The following is a 16,621-nucleotide window of genomic DNA, read 5'->3' as shown; positions in this document are numbered from 1 at the left end:
TCCGTTCTATACAATAGTTACCTATATTATACAACATTAACGCGGTGTCGTCTTAAACAAAATCAACATAAAAAAAGCTGTCGAGACTTTCTCGACAGCCTGAGGGCGGAATTGATCCGCCCCTTTCTTTATGTTTTACTGCTTAGGCTACATCATAGGAGACTGTTGTATAGTAAGTGTAGTATCCCATTGTCGGGCCTTCATGCCACTCCATCCAAATTGTCGATACTACTTTGAAGCGGGTGAAATGTCTAGGATTATCGACAAGATTTTTCAACAAGCCTACAAAATTCTGTCTTTGAGTATAGGTATTAATATCATTAAGAAGGGCTGCACCAGATACAACTGTAGTAACTGCTCCCAAAAATGCTACAATCACAGCCGGGGCTTTTGCTTTAATGGCTGCACCACAAAGACTATAACCGAATGCACTAATTGCATATAGTAATGACGAAGATGATTTTCCAGTATATTCATCAATCATTTGCTTTAATTGCTCTTTTGAAAGATATTGTGTGTGTTGAGAATGAACTTGTGCCATATTTTATTACCTCCCGAATTTTTTAGAAGTGAATTGATGGAGTCGCTGACATCTAAATGGCTCCACATTCTTTTGATATCAGTCTTCAATTCTCTTCACTTATGTAGGTGATTCAAGGCTGTAAATTACAACCAAATCGTGGAAACTGCGAAGACATAAATTTTTCTTTTTCAGATTCATGTACTTTGCTCGATTATCCCCTACACTTATATAGGAGTTGGGAGTTGTAACTACACAACCTAAACATGAATTTCTTTCTGGATAGAGATGCCCTCTGAATATTGTTTAGCCACTATGATATCCGAATTAATAGGCAAGCCACGGAAACGGTTGAGAAGTATCAGTGCAAAAGCAAAAACAAGCTATATTGATTTTATTGATACTCATGTTCAGACAGAGCTGTTTCAAAAATAGATAAAATACATTATTCTTCAATTCCAAGCAATTCGGATACTTGTTTTCTATATCTTTTGGCCTTGCGTGTCCCGTGAATGAGATTGGACAATCTCGAAGCCGGAATTTGATATGTAGTGCAAAAGGTTTTCTGATCCATTCTTTTCTCAATCAGTTTTTGTTTGATCTCCCATCCAAAAGGGGTTACAGGATTTCGTTTATTCAACCTCATGACCTCCACACCTGGTTTTTATAATCGTAGTATGTTGCAGCATGTAATACATCCATGGGCTTAATGATCTGATTTGCTCGTTTGGTAATGATTCAACTGATAAAGATTTAACAGGTCATCCAACTTCTTGGATTGTTCAATCACTTTAGGATGTGTTAAAAATCCATACTTTTTCTGGACTTGGTACAGTTTCCTCCTGGCTCTCTCGACACGAAGTAAAGTCACACCTTGATTCATCAGCATGATCCCTCCTATATGTCATATTTTAGAGTAATAAGACGATTTTTGGATTTGCGAATCATGTTCCTCATAAAAAAAGAGCATCCCTAAAAAAGTTCGCATAAAGTAGGGAAACTCATTAAATGAACAGAAAAGAACCTCCGATTCCACTCTCATAAAGTGGAGACAGAGGTTCTTTTTGTATACATGACTCAATTTCAGAGCATTAAAAACCATAAATGACTTAGAAGCTACATAAGTTGAACTTCAAAGTTACCTATTGTGCCACTACACAGTCGGATGGTACTTCCCATCGCCACCGTCCCCGGATTTCTTGAATTAATATGATCAGGGGAGAAATCCGGGGACAAAAGCGACAGTAAAAAAAATCCCGCTAACCTTAACTGGTCGGTCAGGATTTCTCTTGTTCCTATCCGTTTAAATCTTCCATGTTTACAAGAGGTTGAATGCTTTGGTCATGATCATTGGACTGAACAGGTATAGTTATAATAAACAAAAAGCTAGCCGTGACGATCAGCAGCACCATTTAGCTCCTTATATACCATCCCTGTACTTGAAAACCACTGCTTGAAGCGGGCGTTGGCATACCTGAAGTTTGGCTACTCTTTGTTTGTGTACTTATGACTAGCACTAATAAGAAAGTCGTCGTGCATAGCTTTCTAAATTAGAATACTCCGTCTTGGCTTCAGCTAAGACAAATTTCTGATAACGTTCGACAATTATCATGTAACGAAGGATAGAGCGTTCATTATTAATTATAGTGGATTTTCTCATGCCATCTAATAAGTACCTAACTCCCTTTTCGTACTGGCCTCTGGATAAACAATAGTCAGCCAATTCACTCAAAATACCAACAAGCTGGTCGTCAATATTTTGCTGGTCATTAGTTTGTTTTCCTCCTTGATCCTGTATGTTTGAAATTTCCCACTCAAATTGATTCAGAATATCATCTACGTCTATGTTATAACGATTGGCTGCAATCATAATATTCCATAAACCCGGAAGAAGTTCATCTTTCGTCCTTGCAATGAGATCAGCATATACTGGAAGTACCTCTCTATCTCCAACCATGAGCTTGGTCAGGCACACATTAGCTTCGCCCCACTCCTGAAATAAGTTTTTCCAGTGCAGCGTCTCGCTATCAGTCTCTTTCACCCATTCCAGATCAACAGATTCATAGACTGCTTGCAAGGCTAGCGCATAGTTTCCTTGCTCATAATAAGCACCTCCAATAAGTGAATTACTGAAAGCTACATAAAAAAATAACGGTCGCAATGGCTTCTTATGTTGTTCCCTTTTCAGAGAATGTGCCATGGAGTATTGAGCTTCGGCTAAAATCTTCAAATTCTTGGCAACTTCCATGACACGATCCCAACGACGCAATGCTCGAAATGCATTAGCTAAATCCACCATTCCTTCCAGTTGGTCCATATCATCGAGCCGTTTGACAAACGATTGGAATTGAAGCGCTGCTTGTAAATTCCGCTCCTGATCATCTCCAACCTGAATCGTGAATATGCGATACTGACAGATGGCTAATCTTTCGGAGTGCTGATACTTTTCTGCTTCCGCAACCCCCTCAAAGAGCAACAGCGCAGCAGCATGTCGACCCTGTGCAAATAATTGTTCTGCCGCGTCAAATAGCTTTGGGGAATACAGCAGGTTGTCCATAATATGTCCAACTATGCGCTGAATCGCTGCCAGCTTATCCATTTCCGCACAGCGGAACAATACCGGTTCAATTCTCCGCCAATCCGGGGAACTCTCGATGATGTATTGTTCTATGTATCGTTCGTAAAAATAACCCTCTGGTAATCCCATTGCCAAAGTAATCCGATCCAATTGATGTACAGCAACAGGACGATGCTTAAGAATCCAATTATTTAGCGTTCTTTGATGAACACCGGAATGCTCTGCAAATTGTGCCAGCGTTACATCATTTCGCTGCAAATAATCCTCCAGTTCCGCTAAAATCGTAGGTGTATGTTCCAAGTCATAACCACCTTTCATACAAAGAAGCCGAAATTTGTAATCTCAGCTTAATTTTCCTCCAAATATTAACATGCGTCAATAGTCTTTTTTCAATTTTCGCATAACACTCCAGAACACTTTCTAATAGCTTTTATAGCATTTTCACTTTAGGCCCTGTAGGACAGCTTTAAAATGTCTAAGTGGTCGCTCGCTCAACTAATTTGAACTTCAAAGGATGTAAATCTTCATGAAGTCCCTCAAGGGCATTTTGAATCATAATGAATGCATTTTCCGCTTGCTTGTCAATCGGGTAATGAATGGTGGTTAAATCAAGCAAATGCGAAATTTCGGTATTATCAAAGCCCACCACTGCAACATCACTCGGTACAGAAACACCAAGCCTACGCGCTTCGGTCAAAAGCCCTGCAGCCAAATAGTCAGTAGAGCAAGCAAATGCATCAGGTTTGTTGGGTTGTTCTGCCCACCAGTGAGCGATTTGTTCACCCGCTTCTATTGAATTTAAGTCATAAAAATGCGGAAATGCTGCAGCGTCCAGATCATATTTTTTGCAAAAATCACGATAGGCCCGTATGCGCTCCTTCGTATTCAGTCCCCTCATATTCCCATACACATTCACAATGCTGCGATAGCCTCTGGCGTACAGATGCTCCAGCGCAAGCATGTACCCCTGATACTGATCCATAAATACGGACGGAATCGTCTCTATGTTCACACGCTGCCACGTTACAATCGGGCCATATTTGGTGTATTGTTCAATCACACTCCACTCATTGACACGAATCATGCAAACCAAAGCATCCAGTTGCTTTCTACGCAGCATTTCCAGTGCCTCAAGCTCCCGTTCCTTCAATCCATTCGTAATAAACAGCGCTATATTAAAGCCATGCTCCTGAGCATATGTTGTAAATCCACGTACAAATAAACCCAATGAATCATTAAAAGAAATTGAAATAATTCCTATAAGCTTGGTCATGCCCTTTTTTAATGAAACCGCATTCAAATTGGGGACATAATCCAGTCGGTCTATGACCTCCTGCACACGCTGTCTTGTCGGTTCACTTACGTACGGATGGTTATTAATGACACGGGACACCGTAGCTGAGGATACACCCGCGAGCTTAGCAATTTCATGAATATTCGCCATATTTCTCACCTCGTTCTTTCTATTTTAGCATGTTCGTGGTCACCACCCTACAATTGTCACCCTCCCCAAAAAAGTTTTTTAAAAGCGCTTGACCTGTAATGCATTACAGGGATTACAGTGAAATTGAGCTTGAGAAAGCGGTTTAAAAAAACATACTCAGGAGGCACTAACCATGAAAAAAGGCTTAAAGATTGCAACCATTGGCGGAGGCTCCAGCTATACACCAGAATTAGTAGAAGGGTTCATCAAACGTTATGCAGAGCTTCCTATTCGGGAATTATGGCTGGTAGATATTGAGGCAGGACGCGAAAAGCTGGAGATCGTAGGGGCCATGGCCAAACGGATGGTCAAAGCAGCGGGCATTGATTGTGAAGTACATTTGACGCTGGATCGTCGGGAAGCCTTGAAGGATGCCGATTTTGTAACAACACAGTTTCGGGTAGGCTTGCTCGAAGCCCGGATTAAAGATGAAAGTATTCCGTTAAAACACGGCATGATCGGTCAGGAAACCAATGGCGCCGGTGGAATGTTCAAAGCCTTTCGTACCATTCCCGTTATCCTCAGTATCGTCGAAGATATGAAGGAGCTGTGTCCGAATGCATGGTTGATTAATTTCACCAATCCTGCAGGGATGGTCACCGAGGCGGTACTTCGTTATGGTCAATGGGATAAAGTCATCGGATTATGTAATGTTCCAATTGGCGCAATCAAGAGTGCAGCAGCCGTGCTGGACAAACCGGAAGAAGAGCTGTTCTTTAAATTTGCAGGGATTAACCACCTTCACTGGCATCGAATTTATGACAAAACGGGGGCCGAATTAACAGAGCAAGTCATTGAAGGACTGTATGCACCTGGTGCAAAACCGGAGAAGGTCGTTGAAAATATCAGGAACATGCGCTTCCTGTACGATCAGGTTCGTCAATTGAAAATGCTGCCTTGTCCATACCATCGCTATTACTACATGACAGATAACATGCTCAAGGAAGAATTAGAGGAAGCCAAAAACGAAGGAACTCGGGGTCAAGTGGTCAAACGTCTCGAAGAAAGTCTGTTTGAACTGTATAAAGATCCGAATCTGGATTACAAACCGGAGGAATTATCCAAACGCGGCGGTGCGCATTACAGCGATGCAGCCTGTGAAATTATTAATTCGATCTATAACAACAAAGGCACGCTGATGGTGGTGAGCACACGTAACAATGGTGCAATCGATGACGTTCCATATGACAGCGCTATCGAAATTACCAGCGTAATTCGCGCACATGGTGCGGAACCCGTAAGCTTTGGCAAATTCCCGCCTGCACAACGAGGCTTGCTGCAAGTCATGAAGGCGATGGAGGAACTGACGATTAAAGCAGCAGTCACTGGCGATTATGCAACCGCACTGCAAGCCTTCACCCTGAATCCGCTCGTTCCAAGCGGTGACATTGCCCAAACGGTGCTGGATGAATTGCTGGAAGCACATAAAGAGCATTTGCCGCAATTCTTTGCCAATAAGGCAAAGGCGACTGTGTAAACTTATAAACTATACATGCTGTCCATACTGGACGTATGAAAAAACGGTCGTCCCCCTCTGTTTCGGAAGGGGGCATGGCCGTTTTTTTATTTTGCCAGCCATGCTGAATGTAGGAGAACCCATTGAAACACAAAAAAAGCTCCCTACATGATAGGAAGCTTCTTGCTATACGTCCCAGGAGGGATTCGAACCCCCGACCGACGGCTTAGAAGGCCGTTGCTCTATCCAGCTGAGCTACTGGGACAAAATGGAATTCAGTTAAACCTTATGTATTCAGCGCATTAATTATTATATCACATTTCGGTTAACTGTCAAAAGCATTTTTTCATCCTCCAGGGAAACGACCGAGAAAGGAATCATTTGGACGCTAACGGGGTATTATGTACAAAAGGCCATGCTATAAAGGAGGGGTTGATCCGTGAAAGGTCTATTATCGTCACTTTGTTATTTCAGTATTTTCTTCGCACCTTTTCTGTTGCCTGTCATTGTGTGGATTGCAGTACGAGACGAATATGTACAGGGACATGCGAAAAAAGCCCTTTTATCACACCTTTTCCCCATTATTGCGGCGATTCCACTAGTCTATTTTATTGTAACAGCCAATCATGCAGGTTCTGTAATCGGGTTTGTACTACTATTCGTAGTAGTCTATCTCGGGGTTTTTGTCTACAACATCTACAAAGGGATTATGACACTGCGTGAAGCTGCATAGCTCCAAAAAAGCCTCCTGCATTCCGCTTGTAAAGCCGGAAGTGGAGGCTTCTTTGGATAATTGGATTATCAAATTTTATCCTTCCCGCTTATTTATTGCCAAAACGTTTAGGATTTCTTCGTACCTCATGTCTTACGTTTTTCTCCAGCACTTCTTCCGCAAACTCATTGTTATGAATATAACTGCTGCTTTTGTTCTTCTTATATTTCGGTTTGCCGTCTATGATTTCCCCCTCCTTTCACGCCGATTCTGTGATGATGTCGGAGTCCAAATCAACAGAAGCCGAGGCATAGCACACCAAATTCTCATCCCCCGAACTCCTTGGCAAACTCCGTGCTGAGCTGCCCATAGGAGAGCAATTCCCGTTTAAACTTTTCCCGTTCCTCACCAGCAGTAATGTGTGTGGAATCGGTAAAAGCCTTGTCTGTCACTTCTTCAAATGCGGAGTGCAGATTATTGTCGTACCAATCCAGCTCCAAATCGGCGTCATTGCGGATGATCCGTACCATGTCATAGTCATTCTGACCGTCCTGCTGACTGTTCGCCGTGATATACACCAGCAATTCCGGATCATCTGCCGCACCGGGCCGCACCTCTACCTCTGCGCAGCGCACTCCGTCGATTTCAGTGAAACGACGTATTTTGGCGTCCTTGATGTAGTACATTGGTCTCCCTCCTTCCTTGCGAGTAGACGGGTTGCCCCATCTGTAGTTTTCGGAACGGACAGACATTTTATGCTTCTTTTCGGCATATATACTGATGAACTGGGGATTTAGTTGTAATTCATTCCAACACTGGATGAACACGACAAAGAGAGGATGAACAGACATGTGCGGAATTACAGGCTTCATACAGTGGAACGGAGACTTAATGCATCAGTCGGAGCTGCTGCTGAATATGACACAAACACTCTCCGATCGCGGACCCGATGCTGCGGGCACCTGGATATCCAACCCGTGTGCCTTCGGACACCGAAGGCTGAGCGTAATGGACCCGGAAAATGGCGCTCAGCCTATGATCCGGCAGCTTGAGGATATCACTTATACGATTGTATATAACGGGGAAATATATAACGCGCCTGAGCTGAAAAAAGAACTGCAGCAGCGCGGGCATTTTTTCCGTACACAATGCGACACGGAGGTGCTACTCGAAGCCTATATCGAATGGGGCCCCGAATGCGTAGATCGGTTGAACGGAATTTTTGCGTTTGCTGTCTGGGATAGTGGGCGGCAGCAGGTATTTCTGGCACGGGATCGCCTTGGCGTAAAGCCGCTTTTTTATAGCCAAACGGAGGATGTATTCGTATTTGGATCAGAGCCCAAGGCGCTGCTTCAGCATCCCGCAGTCGAAGCGGCCGTTGACGCCGAGGGATTGGCCGAAATTTTTATCATCGGGCCTGCACGTACCCCCGGACACGGCGTCTATTCGTCCATGAAGGAGCTGCGCCCCGGGCATACGCTGACCTACGACCGCGACGGACTGCATATTCAGTCCTACTGGAAGCTGGAAAGCATTGCGCATGAGGATGATACGGAACAAACGGCGCTCAAGGTACGCGAGCTGTTGATGGATACGCTGGAGCGGCAGCTCATTTCGGACGTCCCGGTGTGCACCTTGCTGTCCGGCGGTCTGGATTCAAGCGCACTATCCGCTTTAGCTGTCAACTATTACAAGCGTACCGGGCAGGGACAAGTTCATACGTATTCGGTCGATTATGTGGATAACGACAAGCATTTTAAAGCCCATGCGTTCCAGCCCGGAGCTGATGCCCCCTGGATTCAGCGCATGGTGGATGAACTGGGCACAAACCACCACTGGATCGAATTCGATACACCCGAGGTCGTAGCAGCTCTGAACAACTCCACGCTAACACGGGATTTACCGGGGATGGCGGATGTGGATTCGTCGCTGTATCTCTTCTGCCGGGAGATTAAAAAAGGAGCAACGGTTGCTATTTCCGGTGAGGCGGCAGATGAAGTGTTTGGCGGATACCCGTGGTTCCATCGTGAGGATATGCTGAACTCAGGCACGTTCCCATGGGCAGTCGCTCCCGATATGAGAGCCAGCCTGCTGTCTCCCGAGGTGCGGGACTGGATCAAACCGCTGGAATATTTGAACGACCGTTACTCAGAGGCCATAGGAGAAGTGCCGAAGCTGTCTGGGGAAACAGGTAAAGCTGCGCAAATGCGTGTTATGTCCTATTTGAACATCACTCGCTTTATGCCTACGCTGCTGGATCGCAAGGATCGGATGAGCATGGGGGCTGGTCTCGAAGTACGGGTGCCGTATTGCGATCATCGGCTGGTACAGTACGTATGGAATATCCCGTGGAGCATTAAGACGACCGGTGGACGTGAAAAAGGTATTTTACGCAAGGCGCTGGAGGGCATATTGCCGGATGATGTGCTGTACCGTAAAAAAAGCCCCTATCCCAAAACGCATAACCCTTCCTATCTTGCCGCTGTGAAAAAGCAGGCGCTGGAACTGCTGGATGACTCTTCTTCCCCGCTGCTTAAGCTGATTGATACGCAAAAGGTGCGTGATATCGCAGCCTCGCCAGAGGCATCCACCAATCTGCCCTGGTTCGGTCAGTTGATGTCGGGACCTCAGTTGTTTGCGTACCTGACCCAGGTGGATAACTGGCTGCGCACCTACAAAGTAGCGATTCGATAAGATAAGCTAACAGCTACAGCAGTTTGAAGCAGGAACGGCGTGTAACTCGGAGTGGATAAGAAGCAGAAGAGGAACAGGCGAGATACAAAAAAATCGAGTAGGAGGCTACCCATTAGTTGAGTAGCCGACCTCTCACACCACCGTACGTACCGTTCGGTATACAGCGGTTCAACCGTTTAAGTGCAATTGTCGTAGACGCTCGTACTGTGCAGGGAAGTCATAATACCCTGCCCGTACGAGCCTTTCGTATGTTATGGAGCGAGACAGCACCGGGCTACCGGCAACTCGCCAGTATCCCGTCCGTGTATTTCCCCATGGGTAGGCCTGCCACTCCGGTATCCCCAGCTTCCGCAGGTTTTGCACCTTCGTTTTCGGCTTCTTCCAACCTTTCCAGATGTACATGCGCATCCGCCTTCGCAGCCATTCATTCCAGCTTTGCAGGATTCGCTTCATGTTGGCTACATAGAAATAGCCGATCCATCCGCGAATGTAGACCTTCACGTTCTCCATCACCTGCTGGGCGTTTCTGCCTTGCCTTCGGCTCGTTAGCTCTTTCAATTTCCTCTTTGCCTTTGCAAGGGATTGTCCGTGGACGCGGATATACACGCCACTCCCGTTCTTTCCCAGCGCAAAGCCAAGAAATTTGAAGTGTTTCTGCGCTACGACGCTAACGACCTTGCTCTTCTGTGCATTCATCTTGAGCTTTAGCCTGTTCTCCAGATATGCCCCACATGATTCCAGAAGCCGTGTGGCCGCTCGCTTGCTCTTCGCCAGCACGACAATGTCATCCGCATAACGGTGTAGCGGACTTTCACCGCCTAGTTATCGCCCATGCCGGGCGCACATGTAAAAAAGGCTATCCGCAATTGATGATTTGCGGATAGCCTTTTATTGTTATATGTCTAATCTGACAGTTGAACATTGCTGCGAAGTTAAGCCTGCGAATGCCCCAGCTTGGCCGTCAAATTACGCAGGGCTATGCCTCGATGACTGATAGCCTGCTTTTGTTCCAACGTCAGCTCAGCCATCGTCTTCTCATACTCAGGCAAATAAAACAACGGATCATAACCAAACCCGCCGCTGCCTGCGGTTTCCGTTGTTATCCAGCCATCCACCGAGCCGGTCGATTCCAATGTCTCCCCTGTCTGCGGATTATACAGAATTAAGGTACAGACGAATTGAGCCGGACTTAGCAAAGGCTGTTCTGTATCATCACCAAGCTGCTTCGATTCCAAAACATCGAGCAGCTTAATATTGTTTTCGTGATCGCTGGCACCTTCTCCAGCATAACGGGCTGAGTATACGCCCGGCGCACCGTCCAGCAAGTCCACACACAGGCCGGAGTCATCGGCCAGCACGGGCAATCCAAGCACATCTCCGACCGCTTTGGCCTTTTTCAGCGCATTCTCCGCAAAGGTTTTGCCATCCTCAACCACATCAGGAATGTCGGGATAATCGTACATGCTTTTGACTTCCTTGCCGAGCGGAGCAAAGGCATGTGCAAATTCACGTACCTTGCCTTTATTCTTCGTAGCGACAATGACAATCGGGCCGTCCAGTCGCATCAGACTCCAGCCCCGATCTTATCAGCAATCGGGCCGAGCACTTCTTTTTGACGCTCGATCATTTGCAGAATCCCTTGTTCACCCAAGCTAAGCAGCTGATCCAACTCGTTACGATCGAATGGACTTTCTTCTCCGGTACCTTGCAGCTCGACGTATTTGCCGCTGCCAGTCATCACCAGATTCATGTCGACCTTGGCCTTGGAATCCTCTTCGTAGTTCAGATCCAGCAATGCTTTCTCACCAACAACCCCTACGCTGACAGATGCCAGAAAATCCGTAATTGGAAAAACAGGTAGCTTGTGCTGGGTGGCAATTTTATTGACCGCAATCGCTAACGCTACGAATGAGCCGGTAATTGAGGTTGTGCGCGTTCCACCATCTGCCTGAATAACGTCGCAGTCCAGCGTAATGGTCCGTTCACCAAGCGCCTGCAAATTTACAACCGAACGCAATGCTCTTCCGATCAGACGCTGAATTTCCATGGTACGGCCCGTCAGCTTGCCACGCGCGGCTTCGCGCTGGTTACGGCTATGAGTCGCCCGCGGAAGCATGGAATACTCTGCGGTCACCCAACCCTTGCCTTGTCCCTTCATGAAGGGCGGAACGCGTTCTTCCACAGTAGCTGTGCAAATGACTTTCGTCTCGCCAACCTCTATAAAAACAGAGCCCTCCGCGTATTTATTTACTCCTGCTGTCAATTTCATCGGGCGCAGCTCATCACCGTTTCGTCCGTTAGATCTACTCATGCTTTTTCCTCCTACGTCGTATGCAACCTGTTCTTATATGTTTATTTTACCAAAGTGTGCAGGCAAAAGCACCCTCAAGGACGATTCCCCGCCCTTAAAGAGGAATTTCGTTAATGTGCTGCGGCTTGGCTACAGGTTCTCCATAATTCTGATTATTTTGTCCAATAACACTTTTCTCACCATTCAGTTCAATCCGAATTTTCGTTTTGGCCGCATCCTCTGAATTATCTGCTACTGTCAGCACGACCGATTCCAGAAATTCCGCAGGTACTGCCTCTCCCTTGGCGAACATATCATCTGAGAGTGACACCGTAATTACGTTGTCCTTGGAACGTTCTACCGATTTTAGCGCCGTCTCCCCTGTCATCACTTCCTGTAATCCGTCCTCCATCTGCGGTCCTTGAATCAATTGATGCAGCGCGGACTGGACACGATCTTTTTCCGGGCTGACCAGCCGTGTGACGGGTACATAATATTGAACTCCGGCTGGAGATGAGGATGAGAAATATACCGTGACCGGACTGGAATCCAGCGGTGACACGCCATGACCAACCTCCAAATTAATGCCTACTGCGCGCGTCAACGGATGATCCAGCGGCGTGCCGTCAACGGGCATTTCGTTCAGCTTTTTGCCATCCACCCAAATCTGTACGCTCTCAATATCGGGGCGGTCGGTCAGGGTCCAGGTCAAGCTTTCCATTAATTTGCGTTCTTCCTGTGGCTTATAGTTTGCAAAAGATTTATTGAATTCGACGACAGCCAGCTTGTTGTTCTTGTCCACTGTCACACTCTTCACTTCTGTACCTTGGGGCAATACGCCTTTGAAACCCTCTGGCAATAATCCGGCATACGGCCCACCCTCAACCAGTGTTTCCAGCGCCGACTTGGCATCTACCTGAACATCACCTGTAGCAATTGGTAAAGATATTGGGGCCAGCAAACCGTTATGATCTTGCAGAAAGACAGCTCTCAGTTGCCCGGTGCTCACAGGTTCTTTTCCGCTCACGGCCTTGATCATGGACTGCTCTAGCGTGGACGGCGGGGGATCAATAGATGCTGACTCATTGCCGAAGAGACTGCATCCGGACAACAACAGGGGTAGGGAAAGCAGCCCTGCTACAGAGGTCATACGCCATGGGTGTTTTAGGTTCATAAGTGAAGTTCCTCCCTAACAATTTTGTACAGATTGTACTAATATGTATACGAGCCCCGCGTAAAAAATAACTACTTTTTAAGCTGACTGGACACACTGGTCATATCGCAGCAAAAATCTGAATCTATACGAGGAGGGGAACTACAGCTTTATGGATAAGAAAAAAGCACCTTATAGCCTGAATAGTAAAAAGGTGGCTGATGCCACCCGTGAATGGCTGCACAAGCGTGGTGTAAGCATGACTGAAATCGCAGAACTGGTCATGCTGCTACAGAAAAAATATTACCCAAACCTAACGATGGAAGAATGCATGGAAAATGTAGACAAAGTCCTGATGAAGCGCGAGGTTCAAAATGCAGTGCTCACCGGCATCCAACTGGACATCCTTGCCGAACGGGGCGCCCTTCTTTCCCCGTTGCAGGATATGATTGAGAATGATGAGGGACTGTACGGGGTCGATGAAATTCTGGCTTTTTCCATCGTGAATGTGTATGGCAGCATTGGATTTACCAATTACGGTTATGTCGATAAACTCAAACCGGGTGTGCTGGAACGCCTGAATAATAAGAGCCTCGGGCCAATCCATACGTTTCTGGACGATATTGTGGGCGCTATCGCAGCTTCGGCCAGCAGCCGTATCGCCCATCGCAAACAGGCAGAGCGTGAACAAGAGCTTGGGGAAGAAAGCGCACCAAATACAACACGTTAGACAACAACAGATAGATATAGGGTAAGAGGAGAACAGGACATGGCAGACCCAACTGAAAATGTAAATGACGAATATACAATCCGCATGATGAGGGCTGATGATTATGATCAGACTTTTGCACTATGGAACGGTTTGGAAGGATTGGGATTAAGCGAAGCAGACTCGCCGGAGCGAATTGCACGCTTTTTGCAGCGAAATGAAGGACTTAGCTTTGTATGTGAGTATGAAGGCAGTATCATAGGTACGATTATGGCAGGACATGATAGTCGTAGAGGATTTCTGTATCATTTGGGCGTATCCACAGAGCATCGTGGTCAAGGAATTGCCCCGTTGTTGGTGAATGAAGCGTTGTCTGCTTTGTTGCGAGAGGGCATCGATAAGTGTCATCTTTTTGTGATGGAGCACAATGAAGCAGGGCAACGCTTCTGGTCGGCAAACGGCTGGGAGAAACGGGATGGAATTTTATTATATTCCAGAGGACTGGATTCCAGAAGGCTGGAGTAGCGAGCGTTTATTCATGTAAACAGAAATGCCAGGTCTGATACAGCTTAGAACCGATCAGACCTGGCACATGAAGTGCACCTGATGCATTGCTATTACTACAGTCCGCTTATTTTTGCGGACGTAGCGTACGTTCTACAATTCCCAATGTGGCTTGACGGGAAAAAAATCGGGAAAACTGAGCGACCCAATAGTTTTGGCGACCGGAAATGATGTGACTTTGGCCTTTTTGAAATGCTCTTAGCGCATTTTTCACAACCGTGTCAGGCGTTTCTCTAATGCCAACAGATGCTTCACTTGCGTTAACAACATCAAAAAATGGAGTTTCTGTTGAACCTGGGCAAAGGGCAAGCACTTTTAACCCTCGTTTTCGATTTTCGGCCCAGAGCGCTTCGCTAAAGGAAAGCACGAATGCTTTGGTTGCTCCATAAACGGCCATATACGGATCAGGCTGAAATGCAGCTGTGGAAGAGACGTTGATGATTCCCCCATCTCGGTTACGCAATAAATCAGGCATAAAAGCATGTGTAATATCTACTAAAGCAGCGACATTGAGCATGATCTCCTCATGCTGCCTTTCTCCTGAGACCTGTTCAAAGTACCCATAAGTAGCAAAGCCTGCATTGTTGATTAAAAGATCCACCTTCAGCTGATGTTTTTGAACCTCCTGATGCAATGTTTTTGATGCTCCTGCTACGGAAAGATCAAGCGGAAGCACTGTTGTCTTTACGTTATATTTTGCGGAAAGCTCTTTGGCGAGCGCCCTTAATTTCGTTTCATTGCGTGCCACCAATATAAGATTACATTTTTTAGCTGCGAGCGAATAGGCGAACGCCTCGCCAATACCGGATGAAGCCCCCGTGATCAGAGCCGTTTTATTTGCATACATAAACATGATGATGACCTCCATAGTATTGTTGTTTTTTTTTAGAAACATTGTTACCACTACTCTATAATGAACTGAAGCCATCTATTATGACGACCTCAGCACATTTCAAATCTTATAATTACAATGAGGGGACCTTACATGCAGCCAGCGTCTGCTTCATTGTAAATGCATAAATCTCTTGGGCCACAGAGGCATCCGAATAATGGCCTGCAAAATGCAGGTGTATAACCCCGTGTAAAGCAGACCACAGCATTCGGACGACCAGCAACGGATCTTGCTCCGCCAATTGACCCTGCTCCATAGCGTGTACGACGGTTTGCTGGAATCGGGACAGGGCTGTTGTCGTACCTTCCAGGCTCTGTTCATCCGGCTTGAAATCTGATAAGGCCCCGCCAAACATCATTTTGTAATAAGCCGAATGAAGCTGCGCAAATTCCCAGTACGCCCAGCTTAAGGCTTCCAAGTCAGTGAGTGTGTTTTCGGTGACGGGTACTTGCTGAAAGGCTCCCGCCAACAGTCGGCATCCATCCAAGTACATCTCGTTGGCCAGACCATCTTTGCTGCCGAAGATACTGTAAATAATTTTGGTTGAACAGCTTAATTTCTGCGCAACCCGTCGTACGGTCACGGCCTCAGGCCCTTCCTCTACAAGAAGGATGCATGCGGCATCAATAACATTTTTACGAAGCAATTGCTGCTGCTGAAGCTTCACTTCCGAATAGGTTTTATAGAGCTGCGATGACTCAGACATGATTTACACTTCCTTTTACTTAGTTGTTGCTCTTTTGAAGATACTGCCATTTTCAATATAAAACCTTACTCATGATCACAGAAACAGTGTTTCCATTAAGAATCATAGTATTCTAATCCTGATTGTTTGTCAAATAAAAAGAACGCAAATAAGTAGATACACTTACCGCGCTCTCGCTGAATGTTAAAAATGAAACTATGGTTGACGTTTTACGCTCAATAGGCAATGCCTACACGTGCATGTATAAATTCGTCACTCTTCCATTGACGATAGGTAAAATCAGCCGTATCCGCGGTAGTAATTTGAGAACCGCCTTCAGGCAAAAAATCTTTCTCCACACGATAAATTCCTGTCCGCGCACCGTCCGGCAGATAGGTTGGACAGACAATGGTCCAATCCAGCGTCGAAGCACGCAGCAATTCGTATACTCGCCGATGTTCCTCTGCCGCACGGGTACTGCGTCGCCGAGTCTCGGACGACTCATACCGATACAAGCCCGGCTCGGTGCGACTTTGCAAAATCCCTGCTGTCCCTACCGTAATAAGACGGGCAACAGACTGCTTCTGCATGTGCCGGATCAGCAGGTCGATATTCACGGATAAGGTTGTGAACCCATCCGTGTTCAGTGCACTGATGACAGCCAACGCCCCGTCCGACAGCGCTCGCGCTACATCCTCGGTATGGGTAGCATCCCCTTGCACGATCTGAAGCTGCGCCCCGTATTTTAATGCGTATTCCTCCAGCTTGCCTGGTGAACGGACAAGGGCCGTAACGGTATGACCGTCCGCCAATGCGTATTCCAATATAAACCGCCCTACGCGTCCGGTGGCTCCCAGCAGCAGCAGATTCATAAAAGCCTCTTTC

General features: G+C 46.4%; 17 protein-coding genes, 1 tRNA gene and 1 pseudogene. 5 read left to right on the top strand and 14 right to left on the bottom strand.

What is annotated here, in order from left to right; genetic code table 11:
* Nucleotides 1-142: 142 nt before the first annotated feature.
* From LCF57_RS17755 to LCF57_RS17735, 5 genes are all read right to left on the bottom strand, one after another.
* Entirely contained in the window at nt 143-541 is a 399-nt protein-coding gene (locus LCF57_RS17755) for a hypothetical protein (protein WP_226001876.1), read from the bottom strand.
* A gap of 424 nt (nt 542-965) precedes the next feature.
* Nucleotides 966-1,160 (bottom strand): XRE family transcriptional regulator, encoded by a 195-nt coding sequence (locus tag LCF57_RS17750; RefSeq protein WP_226001875.1) that lies wholly within the window; start codon nt 1,158-1,160, stop codon nt 966-968.
* A gap of 66 nt (nt 1,161-1,226) precedes the next feature.
* Entirely contained in the window at nt 1,227-1,409 is a 183-nt protein-coding gene (locus LCF57_RS17745; protein WP_226001874.1) for an aspartyl-phosphate phosphatase Spo0E family protein, read from the bottom strand.
* A gap of 627 nt (nt 1,410-2,036) precedes the next feature.
* Nucleotides 2,037-3,398, bottom strand: a complete 1,362-nt coding sequence (locus LCF57_RS17740; RefSeq protein WP_226001873.1) for a helix-turn-helix domain-containing protein — start codon at nt 3,396-3,398, stop codon at nt 2,037-2,039.
* A gap of 175 nt (nt 3,399-3,573) precedes the next feature.
* Nucleotides 3,574-4,542 carry a LacI family DNA-binding transcriptional regulator gene (locus tag LCF57_RS17735; protein ID WP_226001872.1) on the bottom strand — a complete coding sequence of 323 codons (969 nt, stop codon included), beginning with the start codon at nt 4,540-4,542 and terminating at the stop codon, nt 3,574-3,576.
* A 172-nt stretch (nt 4,543-4,714) separates the two neighbouring features.
* Between LCF57_RS17735 and LCF57_RS17730 the strand changes: the two genes are divergently transcribed.
* On the top strand, nt 4,715-6,058 hold the full coding sequence (locus LCF57_RS17730; RefSeq protein ID WP_226001871.1) for a 6-phospho-beta-glucosidase: 1,344 nt from the start codon (nt 4,715-4,717) through the stop codon (nt 6,056-6,058).
* Between the two features lie 170 nt (nt 6,059-6,228).
* Here LCF57_RS17730 and LCF57_RS17725 read toward each other — a convergent pair.
* Nucleotides 6,229-6,302, bottom strand: a tRNA-Arg gene (locus tag LCF57_RS17725).
* A gap of 174 nt (nt 6,303-6,476) precedes the next feature.
* Between LCF57_RS17725 and LCF57_RS17720 the strand changes: the two genes are divergently transcribed.
* The gene (locus tag LCF57_RS17720; protein WP_226001870.1) at nt 6,477-6,770 is read left to right on the top strand and encodes a DUF4870 domain-containing protein; all 294 of its coding nucleotides are present in this window, start codon (nt 6,477-6,479) and stop codon (nt 6,768-6,770) included.
* A gap of 305 nt (nt 6,771-7,075) precedes the next feature.
* Here LCF57_RS17720 and LCF57_RS17715 read toward each other — a convergent pair whose 3' ends face one another.
* On the bottom strand, nt 7,076-7,435 hold the full coding sequence (locus LCF57_RS17715; RefSeq protein ID WP_226001869.1) for a hypothetical protein: 360 nt from the start codon (nt 7,433-7,435) through the stop codon (nt 7,076-7,078).
* A gap of 163 nt (nt 7,436-7,598) precedes the next feature.
* Between LCF57_RS17715 and asnB the strand changes: the two genes are divergently transcribed.
* Complete coding sequence (gene asnB, locus LCF57_RS17710; RefSeq protein ID WP_226001868.1) at nt 7,599-9,443, top strand: asparagine synthase (glutamine-hydrolyzing); 1,845 nt, start codon at nt 7,599-7,601, stop codon at nt 9,441-9,443.
* 168 nt (nt 9,444-9,611) lie between these two features.
* Here asnB and LCF57_RS17705 read toward each other — a convergent pair.
* The 4 genes and pseudogenes from LCF57_RS17705 to LCF57_RS17690 form a co-directional block, all read right to left on the bottom strand.
* A pseudogene (locus LCF57_RS17705) lies at nt 9,612-10,238 on the bottom strand (group II intron maturase-specific domain-containing protein); the annotation flags it as partial.
* Nucleotides 10,239-10,375: 137 nt separating this feature from the next.
* On the bottom strand, nt 10,376-11,008 hold the full coding sequence (locus LCF57_RS17700) for an XTP/dITP diphosphatase (RefSeq protein WP_226001867.1): 633 nt from the start codon (nt 11,006-11,008) through the stop codon (nt 10,376-10,378).
* The gene (rph, locus tag LCF57_RS17695; RefSeq protein ID WP_226001866.1) at nt 11,008-11,754 is read right to left on the bottom strand and encodes a ribonuclease PH; all 747 of its coding nucleotides are present in this window, start codon (nt 11,752-11,754) and stop codon (nt 11,008-11,010) included. Before rph ends, LCF57_RS17700 begins: the two co-directional genes overlap by 1 nt.
* Nucleotides 11,755-11,848: 94 nt before the next feature.
* Nucleotides 11,849-12,907 carry a GerMN domain-containing protein gene (locus LCF57_RS17690; protein WP_226001865.1) on the bottom strand — a complete coding sequence of 353 codons (1,059 nt, stop codon included), beginning with the start codon at nt 12,905-12,907 and terminating at the stop codon, nt 11,849-11,851.
* A gap of 151 nt (nt 12,908-13,058) precedes the next feature.
* Here LCF57_RS17690 and LCF57_RS17685 point away from each other — a divergent pair, with 151 nt between their 5' ends.
* A complete protein-coding gene (locus LCF57_RS17685) occupies nt 13,059-13,616 on the top strand; it encodes a phosphatidylglycerophosphatase A (protein WP_226001864.1) in 558 nt (185 codons plus the stop codon).
* 39 nt (nt 13,617-13,655) lie between these two features.
* The gene (locus LCF57_RS17680) at nt 13,656-14,120 is read left to right on the top strand and encodes a GNAT family N-acetyltransferase (RefSeq protein WP_226001863.1); all 465 of its coding nucleotides are present in this window, start codon (nt 13,656-13,658) and stop codon (nt 14,118-14,120) included.
* Nucleotides 14,121-14,226: 106 nt separating this feature from the next.
* Here LCF57_RS17680 and LCF57_RS17675 read toward each other — a convergent pair whose 3' ends face one another.
* The 3 genes from LCF57_RS17675 to LCF57_RS17665 all read right to left on the bottom strand — a co-directional run bounded on the left by LCF57_RS17675 (nt 14,227) and on the right by LCF57_RS17665 (nt 16,608).
* A complete protein-coding gene (locus LCF57_RS17675) occupies nt 14,227-15,012 on the bottom strand; it encodes an SDR family NAD(P)-dependent oxidoreductase (protein ID WP_226001862.1) in 786 nt (261 codons plus the stop codon).
* A 112-nt stretch (nt 15,013-15,124) separates the two neighbouring features.
* A complete protein-coding gene (locus LCF57_RS17670; protein ID WP_226001861.1) occupies nt 15,125-15,757 on the bottom strand; it encodes a TetR/AcrR family transcriptional regulator in 633 nt (210 codons plus the stop codon).
* Between the two features lie 215 nt (nt 15,758-15,972).
* A complete protein-coding gene (locus tag LCF57_RS17665) occupies nt 15,973-16,608 on the bottom strand; it encodes an NAD(P)-dependent oxidoreductase (RefSeq protein WP_226001860.1) in 636 nt (211 codons plus the stop codon).
* Between the last annotated feature and the right edge of the window lie 13 nt (nt 16,609-16,621).

Source organism: Paenibacillus sp. BJ-4, assembly GCF_020404765.1.
Lineage (GTDB): Bacteria > Bacillota > Bacilli > Paenibacillales > Paenibacillaceae > Paenibacillus.
The sequence above is the reverse complement of the archived record's forward strand: the minus strand, read 5'-3'. Positions and strand labels throughout refer to the sequence as shown.

Coding starts and splice junctions, on each gene's coding strand:
- LCF57_RS17755 (WP_226001876.1), bottom strand. CDS start 541: ATGGCACAAGTTCATTCTCAACACACACAATATCTTTCAAAAGAGCAA.
- LCF57_RS17745 (WP_226001874.1), bottom strand. CDS start 1,409: ATGCTGATGAATCAAGGTGTGACTTTACTTCGTGTCGAGAGAGCCAGG.
- LCF57_RS17735 (WP_226001872.1), bottom strand. CDS start 4,542: ATGGCGAATATTCATGAAATTGCTAAGCTCGCGGGTGTATCCTCAGCT.
- LCF57_RS17730 (WP_226001871.1), top strand. CDS start 4,715: ATGAAAAAAGGCTTAAAGATTGCAACCATTGGCGGAGGCTCCAGCTAT.
- LCF57_RS17715 (WP_226001869.1), bottom strand. CDS start 7,435: ATGTACTACATCAAGGACGCCAAAATACGTCGTTTCACTGAAATCGAC.
- asnB (WP_226001868.1), top strand. CDS start 7,599: ATGTGCGGAATTACAGGCTTCATACAGTGGAACGGAGACTTAATGCAT.
- LCF57_RS17700 (WP_226001867.1), bottom strand. CDS start 11,008: ATGCGACTGGACGGCCCGATTGTCATTGTCGCTACGAAGAATAAAGGC.
- rph (WP_226001866.1), bottom strand. CDS start 11,754: ATGAGTAGATCTAACGGACGAAACGGTGATGAGCTGCGCCCGATGAAA.
- LCF57_RS17690 (WP_226001865.1), bottom strand. CDS start 12,907: ATGAACCTAAAACACCCATGGCGTATGACCTCTGTAGCAGGGCTGCTT.
- LCF57_RS17685 (WP_226001864.1), top strand. CDS start 13,059: ATGGATAAGAAAAAAGCACCTTATAGCCTGAATAGTAAAAAGGTGGCT.
- LCF57_RS17680 (WP_226001863.1), top strand. CDS start 13,656: ATGGCAGACCCAACTGAAAATGTAAATGACGAATATACAATCCGCATG.
- LCF57_RS17675 (WP_226001862.1), bottom strand. CDS start 15,012: ATGTTTATGTATGCAAATAAAACGGCTCTGATCACGGGGGCTTCATCC.
- LCF57_RS17670 (WP_226001861.1), bottom strand. CDS start 15,757: ATGTCTGAGTCATCGCAGCTCTATAAAACCTATTCGGAAGTGAAGCTT.
- LCF57_RS17665 (WP_226001860.1), bottom strand. CDS start 16,608: ATGAATCTGCTGCTGCTGGGAGCCACCGGACGCGTAGGGCGGTTTATA.